Below are 17213 nucleotides of genomic sequence, written 5' to 3'. Positions count from 1 at the left end.
GTTTAGTGGAGTTGAATGCCATAGAGGGAGCTGCAAATGTGATGAGTACTTCAATTGTACAAAACGCATGGGCATCGGGTCAGGAACTTGGTGTGCATGCCTGGGTTTATAGTTTAAAATCAGGTTTAATCACCGATTTAAAAGTAAGTGCTTCAAGTGCTGAGGATATTTCTCCGGTATTTAAAATGAATACAGAAAAATAACTTTTCAATTGAGCTAAAGGCTGATTTACTAAATAAAAAAACTCCCGGCGATGAGCCGGGAGTTTTTTTATTTAGTATCTATCCTAAAAATGGATAACGATAATCCTTTGGTGGATCAAAAGTTTCCTTAATAGTACGAGGAGAAACCCAGCGCAATAGATTAATCATTGATCCGGCTTTATCATTTGTACCCGATCCTCTGGCACCACCAAAAGGCTGCTGTCCAACAACAGCACCGGTGCATTTATCATTAATATAGAAATTACCGGCAGCGTTTCTTAAACGTTGAGTAGCCTTTTCTATCGCGTAACGATCCTGGGCAATAACAGCACCTGTTAAGGCATAAATAGAAGTAGTATCTATAATGTCCAGAACTTTATCAAAATCTTTATCCTCGTAAACGTATATTGTTAATACAGGGCCAAAAAGCTCTTCACACATTGTGGTATATTTTGGATCTTTAACAACAAGAACTGTGGGCTCAATAAAGTAACCTTTAGATTTATCGTAATTTCCTCCTGCAATAATCTCTACAGATTTGTCTTGCTTGGCTTCATCAATATATTTAGCCAGTTTATTGAAAGATTTCTCGTCAATAACTGCATTAATGAAATTACTGAAATCTTCAGTTCCACCCATTTTAAAGGTAGCCAGATCACGGATCATTAAATCCTTAATCTCAGGCCATACGGTTTTCGATACATAAACGCGAGAGGCAGCAGAACACTTCTGACCTTGATATTCAAAAGCACCACGAATAATTGCTGTACTTGATATTTCCGGTTCTGCAGAACCATGAACAAGGATAAAATCCTTACCACCGGTTTCTCCAACAATACGCGGATAGGTTTTAAATTTATGAATGTTATTACCAATAGTTTTCCAGATGTTTTGGAAAACTGCAGTAGAACCAGTAAAGTGAATTCCGGCAAAGTCAGGGTGACTAAAAATCACTTCGCCAGCTTCAGGTCCATCAACATAAACAAGGTTGATCACACCATCAGGTAATCCCGCTTCTCTGAATATCTGCATTAATACATTAGCTGCAAAAATTTGAGTATCTGCTGGTTTCCATACCACAACATTCCCCATCATAGCTGCTGATGTAGGAAGATTCCCTGCGATGGCAGTAAAGTTAAACGGGGTTAAAGCAAACACAAAACCTTCCAATGGGCGTTGCTCAACTCTGTTCCAAGATCCTTTAGGCGAAACAGGGGGTTGCTGCTTATAGATTTCAGCCATATAGCTAACATTGAAACGAAGGAAATCAATCAGCTCACATGCCGAGTCAATTTCAGCCTGGTAAGCATTCTTAGACTGCCCAAGCATTGTTGCAGCATTTAATTTATAACGATACGGACCTGCAATTAAATCGGCTGCCTTCAGAAAAATTGCAGCACGATGTTCCCACGCCAAATTTTCCCAATCAGCTTTAGCTGCCAAAGCAGCATCAATAGCTTGCTTTACGTGGTTTTTATTTCCAATACTATATTTACCCAATACATGTTGATGATCGTGCGGAGGGGTAACCTTTCCTTTAACTTCTGTATGCACTTCCTCAACACCAATATACATCGGTATCTCAATTTGTTTGGAACGGGCATCGGCTAAAGCGGCCTTTAAAAGTTCACGTTCTTTACTCCCTGGTGCATAACCCAAAATGGGCTCATTTACAGGAGCGGGTACGTTAAAAAATCCTTTAAGCATGTTATAATAAGTTATTTTTACAAAGGTAAACTTTTATTTATTACACAGGTAAATGGCAATCCGTATAAACGTGATAAAATGCGAGGTAATAATTCTTATTTTTGAAACGGCACATGATTAAATACCTCAGATTATTATTACTTCCGTTTTCTGTCCTCTATGGCTTAGTAGTTCTCATCAGGAATAAGCTATACGATACAGGTGTGTTTAAGCAAACAAATTTTGACTTACCAGTGATATGTGTAGGGAACCTTGTTGTTGGGGGGTCTGGCAAAAGTCCGGTAACAGAGTACCTCGTAAATCTGTTACCTGATAAGCGTATTGCCATCCTAAGTAGGGGGTACGGCCGTAAAACTAAAGGATATATCCTTGCAGATGCAAACTCAAATGCAGAAACAATAGGCGACGAACCAATGCAGTTTTACAACAAGTTTCCAACAGTTACTGTTGCAGTTTGCGAAGACAGGGTAACCGGTATTAATCTTTTAAAAAGTAATCACGATATTATAATACTGGACGATGCTTTTCAGCATAGGAGTGTAAAACCCGGTTTTAACATCCTTCTTTTTGAATATCAAAAACTACTAAGTCCGCAATTTTTGCTTCCTGCCGGAAATTTAAGAGAACCTTTTTCTGGATATCATCGGGCACAGGCATTGCTGGTTACCAAAGGACCAGAAAAGATAGATGTGCATCAAAAGCAAGCTTGCTTAAATAGGTTTGATGCACCAGCAAAAGAAAAGCTATCCTTTTCTTTTTTAACTTATGGTAGCCTTACAAACCTTATTTCAAAAGAACAGCGGCCTCTATCCTCAATTTCAGGTACTACTTCTGTATTCTTATTAACCGGGATAGCTAACCCTTTACCTTTGTTAACTCAGTTGCAAAAATATACGCAGCGTATAGATCACCATGACTATCCTGATCATTATCGCTTTACTTTGCAAAATATTCAGCAACTTGTAAATGCCTTTAAGAACGATCCTTCAGAAGAAAAAATAATAATAACAACAGAAAAAGATGCACAACGTTTATTAGATGATGTATTAAAAGAATTACTTTTAAATTTGCCTGTCTTTTATTTGCCTGTTAAAATAACATTACAGGAAGAAGATAAAGCTACATTTGATCAAAAGATTTTAGATTATGTTTCAAGCACTACACGAAACCGTTGAATATATAAAACGAAAAACTGATAATTTTCTTCCGGAAATTGGAATTGTTTTAGGAACTGGCCTTGGTGGTCTTGTTAACGATATAGAAGTTGAATACCAGTTGATGTATTCTAATATTCCTAATTTCCCAATCTCGACACTCGAATTTCATACCGGAAAGCTAATCTTCGGAAAGCTCAATGGCAAAAAAGTAATTGCAATGCAAGGAAGGCTTCATTATTACGAAGGCTATTCTATGCAGCAAATTACTTTCCCGATCAGGGCAATGAAAGCTTTAGGGATAGCCCACTTATTTGTTTCAAATGCTGCGGGATCGTTAAATCCGGAATTTAAAAAAGGCGACTTAATGGTGATCAATGATCACATCAATTTGCAGCCAGAGAGTCCTTTACGTGGTAGTAATGATTCGGACATGGGACCTCGTTTTCCCGACATGAGTCAGCCTTATAATAGAGCATTAATAAAGCAAGCAATTAATATTGCTAAGGACAACAACATTAAGTGCCATCAAGGCGTTTACATTGCCGTAACAGGACCCAATTTAGAAACTAAAGCAGAATATAATTATTTGAGAATTATTGGAGGCGATGCTGTAGGGATGAGTACTGTGCCCGAGGTTATAGTAGCCAACCACATGACCATCCCTGTATTTGCAATTTCTGTTTTAACGGATGAGGGATTCCCTGAAGTACTTGAACCGGTTAGTCTTGAAGAAATAATAGAAACAGCAAAGATAGCCGAGCCTAAAATGACAAAAATATTGAGCCAGTTAATTTCAACTTTATAATGTATAAAAACATTGCCTTTCTTGTTTTTTGCTTTGTCATCTTCGGTGGTGCACAATTGTTCGCGCAGGATTTAAAAACTACCGTTAATGATAATAAGGAGATGGACTCCTTAAGAAAGAAAGAAGAAGAAGGAAGAGATTCTATAGTATTCACCTCAAGATTTATCAGATATACTACCCTTAAACTTACAAAGGATAGCATACAAACTATACCTCTGGACACAACACTAACAGGCTTTCAAAATTTTAACATACTTATACACCCAAGAACACCAACAGTTGGGGTTGGTAACTTAGGCCTGGCCGCCAGACCAATGCTTTTTGAACCGTCTAAAACAATAGGTTTTGACATTGGTATGCACTCGCTGGATTATTACGCAATGACGCACGACGATGTTAGGTATTACCAGGCAAGAACACCATTTACCAGTCTTTATTATGTTAGCGCCGGCGAAGCTGAGCAAGTTTTTAAAGTAATACACTCCCAGAATATTAAGCCGAACTTTAATGTGGGCCTCAATTTTAATAGGATAGGGGCAAATGGTTATTACAGAAGGCAAAGGGGAGACGACCTGAATGGCGCGCTCTTTAGCTGGTACCAATCGCCAAACAAAAGGTATAATCTATGGGCTAGTGTAGTGTTTAATACCCTTAAAACTCAAGAAAATGGATCCATCCTTAATGATTCTATTTATACAGGTACAAACAATTCTGTAGATAAACTTACAGAACCTGTTAGGCTGCAAACTGGTAAACGAATATGGCGGCAAACTGGTTTTATGCTTAAGCAGACCTATTTTGTGGGGCGGATAGATAGCGTTGCCCAGGAAATAACAAAAAAAATACTCCCAACAAACAAGATATCCTATACTTTAAAGTATGATGCAAATTCCTATGCATTCCAAAAGGATGAGGGCTTTACTTCAGAACGTGTCAGGGAATCTGTTTTCCCAAATGGTATTGGTTTGGCAGATACTACTTTCACTAATGACAGTACAAGATATACCCACATACAGAATGAGTTTATCTACAGCTTTTTCCTTAGGGCAAAAGGAAGTTCAATTATCAAAAATGAGCTAAAGCTCGATGTAGGTATAAAGCACGACTTTTATAATTATAACCAGCTGGTGCTTTATCGAGACCGAACCCGGTTTTATGATTATTCAGCTACTTTCCAAAATGTTACTTTGTTGGGTAATGCGGGCTATCGGTTAAGTAACAAAATAGATTTTAATGTCGATTTACAACAAATCTTTCAAGGACGAAACGTAGGTGATTTTTTATACGAAGCCAAAAGTAACGTGCTGTTAAGTAAATCTGTTGGTCGTATAGTTCTAGGTGCTTATTTTCAAAACAAGTCACCCGAAGAAACCTATACCAATTACTTTGGCAACCACTACCGTTGGGAAAATAATTTCGATCGTACTAAAACCATCAACCTGTCCTTTAATTTTATCAACGAAAAATTTGGGTTTGATGCAGGTGCACAGTACTATTTAATAGATAAGTATCTTTATTTTGGTCAGGATGACAAAGGCGGAATAGAACCACTTCAGTTAGGTTCCTCCATAAACCTCTTTAAAATAACTGCAGGTAAAAAATTCAGATTCGGTAAGTTTAATCTGGAGAGTTATGTTGTTTACCAAAAAACAGATAATCCCGATAAGTTACGTACTCCTGAAGTTTATACCTTCAATAGTTTTTATCTGGATCATACCTTTTTTAAGGTGTTAAAAACCAATGTCGGTTTCGATGTCCGTTACAACACACCATACAAAGCATACTCGTATTCAACTGCAACTGGCCAGTTCTATATTGGTAAAGATGTAACGTTTGATACCACGCCAATTGTAGATGTATGGGTTAAAGCAAGTTTAAGAAGAGCTAACCTTTTTGTGAAATGCGATTATGTAAACCAGGGCTTACTTTATAAAGGATATTATACAGTTGATCGCTATCCAATGCCAGACCGTTTATTATTCAAATTTGGAGTAAGCTGGAATTTCTACGATTAAACTATTGATGAGCGGTTGTTTTAAAGCTATCGTCGATGACGAGGTGAACGATTACATGTTGTTATCACTAAGTCTTTTGCGGTTTCTTTTTAGCAGCCGGAAACAAAACATTGTTTAAAATTAACCTATAACCCGGTGAATTAGGGTGCAGATTTAGATCAGTTGGAGGATCTCCAACCGCATGCTGATAATCTTCCGGATCATGTCCACCATAAAAAGTAAACTGCCCTTTACCAATCTCGCCGTTTAAATAGCGTACCTCTTCGGCGCCTTTATTTTCACCAAGAACCGTAACACTTGGCTTTACAAAACGTTTCTTAAATGCAGTGGTTTGGCCCATAAAACCCTTAATTACCTTATCATGGTTTTGAGTGAGCATAGTTGGCACAAGATCCCATTTTGCAGAAAAATCAAACAGTGTAAAAAAATCATTAGCCTGTGTAAGCGTTCTGGTTTGAGTAGCATCTATATCAGAAAATTCGTAATTATTAGGGTTCTCATCAAGCTTAAAATCCTTAAAAGCAAAGGTGTTATTAAAATTAAGTTTACTTTGAGCCTGCGGATCGGCCCCGTCGCCATCAAACATACTTTCACAAATGTCAACACCTTCGGCGCTCAATGCAATGTCAAAACTATCAGTACCCGAACACATTGCAAAAAGAAATCCACCTCCAGTACAGAACTCCTTTATCCGTTTAGCTACAGCCAACTTCAATTGAGATACCTTAGTAAAACCATTTCTTTTTGCAGTAGCTTCTTGATTTTTAACATCTTCACGATACCAGGTCGCATTTCTAAAAGCACTCCAGAAGCGACCATACTGGCCGGTAAAATCCTCGTGATGCAGGTGCAGCCAGTCATATGCTGACAATTTATCCTTTAAAACATCATCATCATAAACCACATCGTAAGGAATTTCAGCATAGGTAAGCACCATAGTAACCGCATCATCCCATGGTAATTTACTTTTAGGCGAATAAACCGCTATTTTTGGGGCTTTTTCAAGCTTCACCATTTCCATATTTACTTGTGGGTCGCTAATCTCATTTAAAATAGATGTAACCTTTCCGTCGGCAAGTATCTGATAAGAAACCCCCCTGGTTTTACACTCGTCTTCAATAGCCTTGTTATAGCCAATTAAAAAACTGCCACCTCTGTAATTTAAGAGCCAGCTAACATCCGCCTTTTGCTTAATGCCCCAATATGCTATACCATAAGCTTTCAAATGGTTTTTTTGGTCCTCATCCATGTAAATAAGAATAGACGATGCCTTAGCAGCTATTGTAACTACGAGTAAAAAAAACAGAAGGCCRAATTTTTTCAAGCTTAAAATCATGTGGTTGTATCAGTGAGTACGAATGTATATTTTTTGCATACCAATATAAAATTATAATGTACATATAACGCTTTTAGTATAAATTGCATATAAAAACTATTTTATCTAAGTTTGGCGTTTACAAAAAACAACATGAGTAAAGCAATAATTAAAACAGAGAAAGGGAACATGACTGTTCAGTTTTATGATCAGGATGCACCAAATACAGTTGCTAACTTTAAAAAATTAGCTAACGAGGGATTTTATGATGGGGTTATATTTCACAGAGTAATTCCAAATTTTGTGGTTCAGGGTGGAGATCCTACCGGAACTGGTGCAGGTGGCCCGGGTTATAAAATTGATTGTGAGCTTTCTGGAGAGAACCAATATCATGACCGTGGTGTTTTGTCAATGGCACATGCTGGCAGAAACACAGGAGGATCGCAGTTTTTTATCTGTCATAGCAGAGATAATACTGCTCACCTTGATAGAAACCACACAGTATTCGGTAAAGTAATAGAAAATGTCGATATTGTTGATGATATTAAACAAGGTGACAAGATTTTAGGAATAGAAGTAATAGAGGATTAATATGAATTTAAGAGGAATAGTAGCAGTATCTGGGAGACCGGGGCTATTTAAACTAGTAGGGCAAAATAAAGGTGGATACGTTCTTGAGAGCCTTGATGCTCAAAAAGTTAAAATTGTAGCCAATATTACTACAACTAAACTTGCATCATTAGAAGACATTACCATTTATGGCGAAGATGAGGATCTGAAGCTTGTGGATGTTTTGGCTAACATTGCTGCGGCTAAAGGAAACGTTCCTGATGCAAAAACAGACGCAAACGCTTTAAAAGCATTCTTTAAAGAAGTTGCGCCAGATCATGATGAGGAAAAAGTATACACCTCTGATATGAAAAAGATTGTTACCTGGTACCATTTATTAAAAGAGCTGCCTTTGTTCTCAGAGGATGCCCCATCAGTAAGTGCAGAGCAGGAAGCTTTAAAGGCTGAAGAAAAAATCGATAAGAAGCCAAAAGCTACGCCAAAACCAGCAAATGCAAARGCACCGGCTAAAACATCACAGCCAGCTAAAAAAGCAAGCATGACCAGTAAAAAAGGTGTGTAGTTAGTGAATTACAATATGATATAAAGAGCCCGATTAACGTTAATGTTGATCGGGCTCTTTGTTATTTTAAGCCAGATACCAGATCAGTAAAAACGCTATTGCCGATATAACTATGGCAATAATATAACTTAAACGATCCTTTCTTCTGTCGCTTTTAAACTTATAATTTCTTTTATATTCTGATGGTAAGCGCATAATAAATCTCCTTTTAATAATGATGAGAGCGGGATTAAATTTCCATAAAATTAATACAGATTATTCATGGTGATATGGTTCTCCTTTTAATATACTAAAAGCCCTGTATAGCTGCTCTACAAAAAATAAGCGTACCATTTGATGAGAGAAAGTCATATCAGAAAGCGACATACTCCCGTTGGATCTTTTATAAACAGACTCATCAAACCCATAAGGTCCACCTATTACAAATACCAAATGCTGAACACTTCCAATCATCTGTTTGTTCAAATAATTTGAAAATAGTACAGAAGTATATTTTTTTCCTTTCTCGTCAAGCAAAATTACAGTATCCGGATTACTGATGTGTTTTAACATCATTTCAGCTTCCTTTGCCTTTTGTTGCGCCTCACTTAGATTCTTAGTGTTTTTTACATCAGGAATAACGATCATATTAAACCCTATATAATGTTTTAGCCGGTTTAAATACTTCTCAATACCTTCAATAAGATATTTTTCTTCTGTTTTTCCTGTAACAAGTAGTGTAATCTTCATCTAATTAGCGGCGTAATAATCAATTCCCTATATTTATCAAACTGGGCCGAAGCAAAACAGTTCAATGGAGAAAAATACAATGATAAGAACAAAAGATAGCATTTTAAACGATTACAGAAATAATGTAGCAAGTCAGCAAACTCAGATCGATGGCCTCAAGAGCAAGCTTAATAAAATATCATTCTCCCGTTTGGGTCTGTTTATTGCCGAAATAATAATAATAGCGCTCATCATAAATATTGGTTTTTCGTGGGTGTTAATAGCGCTAACTATTATACCGGTAATCTTTTTTATGATTTTGGTAAAAAAGCAAATTGCAGTACAACAAGAGCTAACCTACGCCGAACAACTTTTGTGGGTTTACCAAAATGAAGTGAATCATATTACTTCAAATACCAATGGATATAGTGATGGAGAGTGCTATAGCAACGAATACCATCCCTATTCATCAGATTTGGACATTTACGGGCAAGGAACTTTGTTCTCTTATATCAATCGTTGCAATACAAATAATGGCTTAAATATCCTTGCAGAAAATCTGGGTCGACCAAATGGAAAGGACATCATTTTGCAGCGACAAGAAGCTATCGCCGAAATGACTGAACATATAGATAAAACTTTTCACTTCCGGGCCGAATTACAAAATCACAAACCCGGTCAGCTTGACGTTATTAAGGATAAACTGGAACATCAGCTGCCCAATCAGCTAAAGTTTACTCACAATAAAACGCTTCAATTATATGTAAAAATAGGGCCTTTTATTACTTTTGGGGTGCTTATACTTGGCGCAATATTCGGTGGTCATGTATGGAAAATATTTGGCCTTGTAGCCTTATTTAATATGTCACTCATTTTCTTCAACCTGAAATACATCAACCTGGTTTATTATGGATTTACAGGGGGATCAAATTTATTAGACTCCTTCTCTGGCACAATAAAGTGGACAGAAGAAATTACCTGGAAAAGCACCTATATTAAAGATTTTTTTAAGGGAAATGATAGCGACGGCATAACAAACGATCCTGTAAGTAAACAGATCAAACAACTATCATCCATCATTAAAGCATTTGATAACAGGCTTAACCCATTTGTAGGCTTTTTTTTAAACCTGTTTCTGCTCTTGGATCTAAAATGCTCATTCGATTTAAATAAATGGTATATAAAATCATCAACTAACTTGGTAGGCGGCCTGTATAGGATTAGTCAGTTCGAAGAGTTGATTTCGTTTGCCACACTTACCCACAATCAACCAGACTGGAGCTTCCCTACAATTGCTGATAATTTTAACTTAAAGGGCATTGAATTAGGACATCCCTTAATTCACGAAAGAGAGCGTGTAGTAAACGATTTTAGTCTGGGCGCCCATCCTACAGTTGATATTGTTACAGGCTCAAATATGGCAGGGAAAAGCACATTTCTGCGTACAGTTGGTATTAACATGGTGCTCGCATTTGCAGGCGCGCCCGTTTGCGCTAAAGAAATGTCGCTTTCTATATTTAAAGTACTTTCCTATATGCGTATCAAAGATTCTTTGAACGATCATACCTCAACCTTTAAAGCAGAACTCAACAGGCTAAAAATGATACTCGATGCCATCAATGTTTCGGCAAATTCATTTGTGCTGATCGATGAAATGCTTAGGGGAACAAACAGTAAGGATAAATATCTTGGATCTAAAGTATTTATAGAAAAATTAATTGCACAAAGCACACCTGCACTGTTTGCTACTCACGACTTACAACTCTCAGAAATGGAAGCAGATCATGGCGATAATGTAAGGAACTATCATTTTGATATTCAAATAGCAGAGGATGAGATGGAGTTTGATTACAAGTTGAAACATGGCCCTTGCAAAACTTTTAATGCGGCCCTGTTACTCAAACAAATAGGCTTAACATTAAGTTAATACCATAATGCCATATTGCCTTTAATAACTGCAGGTATGATTAAAGCATCTGATTTTGGTGAGGATTTTTTATGGGGTGTGGCGGTAGCTGCAGCCCAAATTGAAGGTGCTTCTGAGAGCTATGGCAAAGGGCCATCTATTTGGGATACTTTTTCTAAAAGATCAGGTAAAATAAAAAAAGGGCACGACCCCAAGCATGCCTGCGACTTTTACCATAAGTACAAAGAAGATATAGCCCTTGTTAAAACACTTGGCTTCTCCGTTTTTCGATTTTCAATAGCCTGGTCCAGAATTCTTCCTTATGGGAAGGGAGCTATAAATAAAGAAGGAATTCTTTTCTACCATAAAGTGATAGATGAGTGCCTGCTAAATGGGCTAATTCCTTATGTAACACTTTACCACTGGGATTTGCCAGATGCGCTGGAAGATGAGGGCGGGTGGACTGCTTATAGCATCAATGATTCCTTTAATAACTTCGTATCTATATGCGCCAAAGAGTATGGTCATAAGGTTAAGAACTGGATAGTTTTGAATGAACCTTTCGGTTTTACTTCACTGGGATACATGTTAGGAGTACATGCGCCCGGAAAAACGGGCTTAACCAATTTCTTTTCTGCCGTTCATCATACCGCAATAGCACAAGCCGATGGTGGCCGGATATTAAGAGCCGAAGTGCCCAACGCCAACATTGGAACAAGCTTCTCTTGCTCTGAAGTTATTCCGTATACGCAAAGCGATGCCGATATAACTGCCGCTAAAAGAATTGATTGTTTGATGAACAGGTTATTTATTGAACCTACATTGGGAATGGGTTATCCAGGAGCAGATTGGGATTTGATGGAGAAATTTTCGATTCAGCATTCTACCTGGCGACATACTAAGAGACTAACTTTTGACTTCGATTTTATTGGTCTACAAAATTATTTTCCCTTAACCATTAAATACAACGCCTTTATCCCTGTTTTGCAGGCATGGGAAGTTAAAGCTAAAAGCAGAAAAAAACCACATACTGCAATGGGATGGGAAATAAATGCCGATAGCTTTTACAATATCATTAAGCAATTCGCTTCTTATCCGGGTATTAAGAAACTAATGATTACTGAAAATGGAGCAGCCTATCATGATAAGGTATCGGGTAATCATGTTCATGATCCGGAACGCATAGCTTATTTTCAGCTTTATCTGGCGGCCCTCCTAAAAGCCAAAAGTGAAGGGTTAAATATTACAGGTTACATGGCCTGGACATTAATGGATAATTTTGAATGGGCCGAGGGTTTTAATGCCCGTTTTGGTTTAGTACATACAGACTTTAAAACTCAGCACAGAATCATAAAAGATTCCGGGTTCTGGTTTCAGCAGTTTTTGGCATCCGATTTATAAATCAGCAATAGTAAAGTCGTGTCTGGAGTTTCTTATAATTCATCAGAAGTTCATTTCATTGTGACTTGACAGGGCGCAACTAGATATGTTAGGTGGCATTATAAAATCCCAAATGAAAAGCTTTTTGTACATTTATATCCAAAGCATATTAAATGGATAAGATTGTAGTATTTGAAACTTTTTATAACCCAATTGAGGCCAATATTGTGAAAGCAAGATTAATGGATAGCGGTGTTCAATGTTTTTTATCAGATGAAAATACAATTACCATAAACCCTTTATATACTCAGGCGCTTGGTGGGGTTAAACTGCACATTTTTGAAAAGGACATCCCTTTGGTAAAGGACATTCTTCAGGATGAAAATATTCAGTTGCCTCAGGAAGAGACCGAGGCGGGCGTTGAGAATTGTCCTAACTGTGGTTCTAATCACGTAGGGTATGTACAAGCTACAAAAAAGAGATTTAACCTATTAACTATGATCGTTTCCTTCGCGCTAATGATCTATCCTTTTTATGCAAAGAAAACTCATCATTGCTTTGATTGCGAGTACGAATTTTAGCTTCAATTAAATTAAACTACTGCCTTTTTATCCCGTTCAACAGATAGCACTCCATTACCTTCAATCAAGAAACAGATCAGGCCGATCAGTACAATCACAGAAACCCAGAATTCTGCATATGGGCTGAATATGTTTGCTCTCAAATTAACAAAGAACACTGCCACAACAAGTATTGGTAAATTGAGCAAGCAAAATAATCGTGTGTGTGAGCCGACAGCAATGAGGAGTCCACCAATGATGTGAAGCACTATAATTATGTGCGCCAGTAAGCTAATAGACACTGCTACACCCAACATAGCATCTTTCATCATATTGGTAAAGGCATGAAGATTTGATGCAAATGCAATACCTTTCCAAATGAGTACTAAACCTAGAATTATTCTAAAATAGTCGAGCCATTTTGGGTGATGACGATTACCCCAATTTTGAATTTTTGTGAGCACGTTCATAATCTTGAATTTTGGTTATATGAATTTACATAAAAAAATTATGTATTCCTTGCTTTAAGAAAATTGGTTATGGAATTGAAAAGATATTGCAAGTAAATGGTTTTAGCATATAAATCATTACCTTTAATTTTACAAAACTGAACCAAAATATAACGTAATCGCAAAAACTCAACCATATAGATTAAACCACTATTTTCATGAATTTTATTAATAAACTCGTACTAACCATTGTAGCCGTGTTTGGATTGTCGGCGATTTTAAACGCTCAAACTAAAGGTGTTGAGCTTAAGTCTCCTAATGGAGGATTGAAAGTTTCCATTAATATATCCGACAAAATATATTATTCCATTTCCTCCGGAGAGGATCTGTTATTAGAAAATAACCATCTGCAGATGAGCCTTAGAAATGAAATTTTAGGGCAAAATCCAAAACTAACCGGCAGCAAAAAAGGACAGGGTACTGAAATCATTAAACCCTATGTTTCTTTGAAATTTTCTACTGTAAAAAGCAACTATAACTCGTTGATATTTAATTTTAAAGGTAATTATGCCGTAGAGTTTCGTGCTTTTGATGATGGGATTGCTTACCGCTTTATTACCAAAAAGAAAGGAAGTATTGAGGTGATGAATGAGGAATTTTCGGTGAACTTTCCGGGCGAATACGTTCTTCATTTGCAGCAGCCGGGCGGATTTAAAACTGCTTATGAAGAGCTGTACTCGCAGGTGCAGTCAAAGGACTGGAAGCCTGAAAATAAAATGTCGACCCTTCCAGTACTTATAGATACAAAGAAGAAATATAAGATATTGATCAGTGAATCAGACTTGACAGACTATCCTTGTATGTTTCTCAAGGGAACCGGGAATAATGGCATGTCGGCAGCTTTTCCTAAGGTTCCGCTTGAATTTGGTGATGATGGCGATCGCAGTCTAAAAATACTTAAAGAGGCTGATTATATTGCAAAAACTTCGGGTACCCGTAATTTCCCGTGGAGATACTTTGTGGTCACATCTAACGATAAGCAACTGCTTGAAAATACGATGACCTTAAAACTAGCTTCGTCAAGTGTGATTAAAGATCCTAGCTGGGTTAAACCTGGTCAGGCAAGCTGGGAGTGGTGGAATGATGCCGCACCTTATGGCCCAGATGTGAATTTTGTTTCCGGTTATAACCTGGCAACTTATAAATATTACATAGACTTTGCCGCTAAATTTGGTATACCATATATTATTATGGATGAGGGCTGGGCAAAGAGTACCACTGATCCTTATACCCCAAATCCAGATGTTGATGTGCATGAGCTGATCCGTTATGGTAAAGAGAAGAACGTAGGGGTCGTATTATGGTTAACCTGGTTAACTGTTCATAAGAACATGGAGTTGTTTAAGACCTTTCAGGAATGGGGTGTAAAAGGGGTTAAAATAGATTTTATGGACCGCAGTGATCAATGGATAGTTAATTACTATGAGGACGTTGCAAAAGAAGCGGCTAAACATAAATTGTTTGTCGATTTCCATGGCGCATTCAAACCTGCGGGCCTGGAGTATAAATATCCAAACGTGATTTCTTACGAAGGAGTTAGGGGAATGGAGCAGATGGGTGGATGTTATCCGGATAATAGTTTATACCTGCCGTTTATGCGTAATGCTGTGGGGCCTATGGATTATACTCCTGGTGCAATGATAAGCATGCAGCCTGATGTTTATAGAGCTGATAGGCCAAATGCGGCAAGCATTGGTACGCGCGCTTATCAACTAGCTTTGTTTGTTGTTTTTGAAAGCGGAATACAGATGCTGGCTGATAATCCTACGCTTTATTACAGAAACCTTGATTGCACAGAATTCATCACAAGCGTGCCAACTACATGGGATGAAACGAAGGCTCTGGAAGCCAAAATGGGTGAAGTTGCTGTAGTGGCAAAGCGTAAAAAGGACAAATGGTTTGTAGGGGCAATAACCAATGGTAAGGAAAAAGAAAGAAACGTTTCTTTAAATTTCGATTTCCTTGAAAAAGGAAAAACCTATACAATGACTTATTTTGAGGATGGAATTAATGCCGGTCGCCAGGCAATGGACTATAGAAAGAAAACAATACAGGTTAAATCTGGAGACAAGATTGATATTAAGATGGTTCGCAATGGCGGATGGGCTGCGGTAATTATGTAACCAGGCAAATGATATAAAAAAGGGGTTGATATTTAAAATATCAACCCCTTTTTTATATCGAGATGTAAGCTGTTAAGCGTTTTTAGCTGCTGCTTCTCTGCGAATGATATTCAATGCGCCTCCTGCTTTGAACCATTCTATTTGTTGTTCATTATAACTGTGATTAACAGATATCTCTTCTTTAGTTCCATCAGCATGGTTTAACACTAAAGTAAGTGGAACATCGGGTGTAAATGTTGTCAATCCAATGATATCGATAACATCGTCTTCTAATATTTTATCGTAATCTTCTTTGTTAACAAAGGTTAAACCAAGCATACCTTGTTTTTTAAGGTTGGTTTCGTGGATACGGGCAAATGATTTTACCAATACGGCACGCACACCTAAATGACGAGGTTCCATAGCTGCGTGTTCACGGCTTGATCCTTCACCATAGTTTTCATCACCGATAACGATAGAGCCTAATCCGGCAGCTTTATAAGCTCTCTGGGTTGCTGGTACAGGACCATATTCGCCAGTAAGCTCATTTTTAACTGAATCAGTTTTGTCGTTAAAGTAGTTTACAGCACCAATTAACATATTGTTAGAAATGTTATCCAGGTGACCGCGGAATTTTAACCATGGACCAGCCATTGAGATATGGTCAGTAGTACATTTTCCTTTTGCTTTGATCAGCAATTTAAGTCCTTTAAGGTCTGTGCCTTCCCAAGGAGTAAACGGATCAAGTAATTGTAACCTGTGTGAAGTTGGAGAAACAAGTACTTCTACTTTACTTCCGTCTTCAGCTGGCTGCTGGTAACCTGCATCTTCAACTGCAAAACCTTTAGTAGGTAATTCAAATCCAGTTGGGGCATCAAGTTTTACTTGTTCGCCTTTATCGTTTGTTAAAGTATCTGTTAAAGGGTTAAAGCTTAAATCGCCTGCAATAGCTAATGCTGTTACTAATTCCGGAGAACCAACAAAGGCAAAAGTATTAGGGTTACCATCAGCACGTTTTGCAAAGTTGCGGTTAAATGAGTGTACAATGGTGTTTTTCTCTTGTTTATCAGCGCCAACTCTGTCCCACATACCAATACATGGTCCGCAGGCATTGGTAAATACTTTAGCACCTATGCTTTTGAATACGTCTAAAAATCCATCACGTTGAATGGTGTAACGGATCTGCTCAGAACCCGGATTGATGCAGTATTCAGATTTAGCAGTTAAGCCTTTTTCTGATACTTGTTTGGCAATACTGATTGCACGGGAAATATCTTCGTATGATGAGTTGGTACAAGAACCGATCAATCCTACATCGATTTTCATTGGCCATCCGTTAGCTGCGGCAACTTCTTTCATTTTAGAGATAGGAGTAGCTAAATCCGGAGTGAATGGGCCGTTCAAATAAGGCTCAAGTTCAGATAAGTTAATTTCGATTAATTGATCGAAGTATTTTTCAGGCTCTGCATATACCTCAGCATCGCCGGTTAAGTGTTCTTTTATTGCGTTTGCAGCGTCAGCAACTTCAGCTCTGCTGGTAGCACGTAGATAACGTTCCATGCTTTCGTCGTAACCAAATGTTGAAGTTGTAGCACCAATTTCGGCACCCATATTACAAATGGTTCCTTTACCGGTACAGCTCTAACCAAATGTTGAAGTTGTAGCACCAATTTCGGCACCCATATTACAAATGGTTCCTTTACCGGTACAGCTC

Annotated in this window: 14 protein-coding genes and 2 pseudogenes; 10 read left to right on the top strand and 6 right to left on the bottom strand. The window is 37.8% G+C overall.

Annotation, left to right across the window (positions count from 1 at the left end):
• Window positions 1-203: pseudogene (locus AC1DDX_RS07500) on the top strand (carbonic anhydrase); the annotation flags it as partial.
• Window positions 204-281: 78 nt separating this feature from the next.
• On the opposite strand, the gene pruA reads toward AC1DDX_RS07500, so the two are convergent.
• Window positions 282-1910: an L-glutamate gamma-semialdehyde dehydrogenase gene (gene pruA, locus AC1DDX_RS07495; protein WP_172661502.1), complete on the bottom strand. Its 1629-nt coding sequence runs from the start codon at window positions 1908-1910 to the stop codon at window positions 282-284.
• Window positions 1911-2023: 113 nt separating this feature from the next.
• On the opposite strand from pruA, the gene lpxK reads away from it, so the two are divergent.
• The 3 genes from lpxK to AC1DDX_RS07480 are packed head-to-tail and all read left to right on the top strand — an operon-like array spanning window position 2024 to window position 5887.
• Window positions 2024-3085 carry a tetraacyldisaccharide 4'-kinase gene (lpxK, locus tag AC1DDX_RS07490; protein WP_288882910.1) on the top strand — a complete coding sequence of 354 codons (1062 nt, stop codon included), beginning with the start codon at window positions 2024-2026 and terminating at the stop codon, window positions 3083-3085.
• The gene (locus AC1DDX_RS07485; protein ID WP_288882912.1) at window positions 3057-3872 is read left to right on the top strand and encodes a purine-nucleoside phosphorylase; all 816 of its coding nucleotides are present in this window, start codon (window positions 3057-3059) and stop codon (window positions 3870-3872) included. Before lpxK ends, AC1DDX_RS07485 begins: the two co-directional genes overlap by 29 nt.
• Window positions 3872-5887, top strand: a complete 2016-nt coding sequence (locus AC1DDX_RS07480; RefSeq protein ID WP_337717206.1) for a putative porin — start codon at window positions 3872-3874, stop codon at window positions 5885-5887. The genes AC1DDX_RS07485 and AC1DDX_RS07480 overlap by 1 nt, the downstream gene beginning before the upstream one ends.
• Window positions 5888-5954: 67 nt before the next feature.
• On the opposite strand, the gene AC1DDX_RS07475 is transcribed toward AC1DDX_RS07480, so the two are convergent.
• Entirely contained in the window at window positions 5955-7136 is a 1182-nt protein-coding gene (locus AC1DDX_RS07475; RefSeq protein WP_216854405.1) for an asparagine synthetase B, read from the bottom strand.
• Between the two features lie 219 nt (window positions 7137-7355).
• On the opposite strand from AC1DDX_RS07475, the gene AC1DDX_RS07470 reads away from it, so the two are divergent.
• Both AC1DDX_RS07470 and AC1DDX_RS07465 read left to right on the top strand, forming a co-directional pair.
• Window positions 7356-7793 (top strand): peptidylprolyl isomerase, encoded by a 438-nt coding sequence (locus AC1DDX_RS07470; RefSeq protein ID WP_172661497.1) that lies wholly within the window; start codon window positions 7356-7358, stop codon window positions 7791-7793.
• A 1-nt stretch (window position 7794) separates the two neighbouring features.
• Entirely contained in the window at window positions 7795-8334 is a 540-nt protein-coding gene (locus AC1DDX_RS07465) for a DUF5606 family protein (protein WP_172661496.1), read from the top strand.
• Window positions 8335-8400: 66 nt separating this feature from the next.
• On the opposite strand, the gene AC1DDX_RS07460 is transcribed toward AC1DDX_RS07465, so the two are convergent.
• Entirely contained in the window at window positions 8401-8529 is a 129-nt protein-coding gene (locus tag AC1DDX_RS07460) for a hypothetical protein (RefSeq protein WP_288882917.1), read from the bottom strand.
• A 60-nt stretch (window positions 8530-8589) separates the two neighbouring features.
• The gene (gene rlmH / locus AC1DDX_RS07455) at window positions 8590-9063 is read right to left on the bottom strand and encodes a 23S rRNA (pseudouridine(1915)-N(3))-methyltransferase RlmH (RefSeq protein WP_172661495.1); all 474 of its coding nucleotides are present in this window, start codon (window positions 9061-9063) and stop codon (window positions 8590-8592) included.
• A gap of 64 nt (window positions 9064-9127) precedes the next feature.
• Between rlmH and AC1DDX_RS07450 the strand changes: the two genes are divergently transcribed.
• The 3 genes from AC1DDX_RS07450 to AC1DDX_RS07440 all read left to right on the top strand — a co-directional run bounded on the left by AC1DDX_RS07450 (window position 9128) and on the right by AC1DDX_RS07440 (window position 12909).
• On the top strand, window positions 9128-10969 hold the full coding sequence (locus AC1DDX_RS07450; protein ID WP_288882918.1) for a MutS-related protein: 1842 nt from the start codon (window positions 9128-9130) through the stop codon (window positions 10967-10969).
• Between the two features lie 36 nt (window positions 10970-11005).
• Window positions 11006-12349, top strand: a complete 1344-nt coding sequence (locus tag AC1DDX_RS07445) for a GH1 family beta-glucosidase (protein WP_172661494.1) — start codon at window positions 11006-11008, stop codon at window positions 12347-12349.
• A 152-nt stretch (window positions 12350-12501) separates the two neighbouring features.
• Window positions 12502-12909: a putative signal transducing protein gene (locus AC1DDX_RS07440; RefSeq protein WP_288882919.1), complete on the top strand. Its 408-nt coding sequence runs from the start codon at window positions 12502-12504 to the stop codon at window positions 12907-12909.
• Window positions 12910-12920: 11 nt separating this feature from the next.
• Here AC1DDX_RS07440 and AC1DDX_RS07435 read toward each other — a convergent pair whose 3' ends face one another.
• Window positions 12921-13358, bottom strand: coding sequence for a DoxX family protein (locus AC1DDX_RS07435; protein WP_172661493.1), 438 nt, complete (start codon window positions 13356-13358; stop codon window positions 12921-12923).
• Window positions 13359-13555: 197 nt separating this feature from the next.
• On the opposite strand from AC1DDX_RS07435, the gene AC1DDX_RS07430 reads away from it, so the two are divergent.
• On the top strand, window positions 13556-15520 hold the full coding sequence (locus tag AC1DDX_RS07430) for a glycoside hydrolase family 97 protein (protein ID WP_216854404.1): 1965 nt from the start codon (window positions 13556-13558) through the stop codon (window positions 15518-15520).
• Window positions 15521-15592: 72 nt separating this feature from the next.
• Here AC1DDX_RS07430 and AC1DDX_RS07425 read toward each other — a convergent pair.
• A pseudogene (locus AC1DDX_RS07425) lies at window positions 15593-17140 on the bottom strand (aconitase family protein); the annotation flags it as partial.
• Window positions 17141-17213 lie beyond the last annotated feature (73 nt).

This window comes from Pedobacter sp. 10L46_2, assembly GCF_056395165.1.
This window is presented reverse-complemented; position numbering and strand designations above follow the sequence as displayed.

Bases quoted from the DNA above. Each gene is read 5' to 3' on its own strand.
- pruA (WP_172661502.1), bottom strand. From the start codon at position 1,910: ATGCTTAAAGGATTTTTTAACGTACCCGCTCCTGTAAATGAGCCCATT.
- lpxK (WP_288882910.1), top strand. From the start codon at position 2,024: ATGATTAAATACCTCAGATTATTATTACTTCCGTTTTCTGTCCTCTAT.
- AC1DDX_RS07485 (WP_288882912.1), top strand. From the start codon at position 3,057: ATGTTTCAAGCACTACACGAAACCGTTGAATATATAAAACGAAAAACT.
- AC1DDX_RS07480 (WP_337717206.1), top strand. From the start codon at position 3,872: ATGTATAAAAACATTGCCTTTCTTGTTTTTTGCTTTGTCATCTTCGGT.
- AC1DDX_RS07475 (WP_216854405.1), bottom strand. From the start codon at position 7,136: ATGGATGAGGACCAAAAAAACCATTTGAAAGCTTATGGTATAGCATAT.
- AC1DDX_RS07470 (WP_172661497.1), top strand. From the start codon at position 7,356: ATGAGTAAAGCAATAATTAAAACAGAGAAAGGGAACATGACTGTTCAG.
- AC1DDX_RS07460 (WP_288882917.1), bottom strand. From the start codon at position 8,529: ATGCGCTTACCATCAGAATATAAAAGAAATTATAAGTTTAAAAGCGAC.
- rlmH (WP_172661495.1), bottom strand. From the start codon at position 9,063: ATGAAGATTACACTACTTGTTACAGGAAAAACAGAAGAAAAATATCTT.
- AC1DDX_RS07450 (WP_288882918.1), top strand. From the start codon at position 9,128: ATGGAGAAAAATACAATGATAAGAACAAAAGATAGCATTTTAAACGAT.
- AC1DDX_RS07445 (WP_172661494.1), top strand. From the start codon at position 11,006: ATGATTAAAGCATCTGATTTTGGTGAGGATTTTTTATGGGGTGTGGCG.
- AC1DDX_RS07440 (WP_288882919.1), top strand. From the start codon at position 12,502: ATGGATAAGATTGTAGTATTTGAAACTTTTTATAACCCAATTGAGGCC.
- AC1DDX_RS07435 (WP_172661493.1), bottom strand. From the start codon at position 13,358: ATGAACGTGCTCACAAAAATTCAAAATTGGGGTAATCGTCATCACCCA.
- AC1DDX_RS07430 (WP_216854404.1), top strand. From the start codon at position 13,556: ATGAATTTTATTAATAAACTCGTACTAACCATTGTAGCCGTGTTTGGA.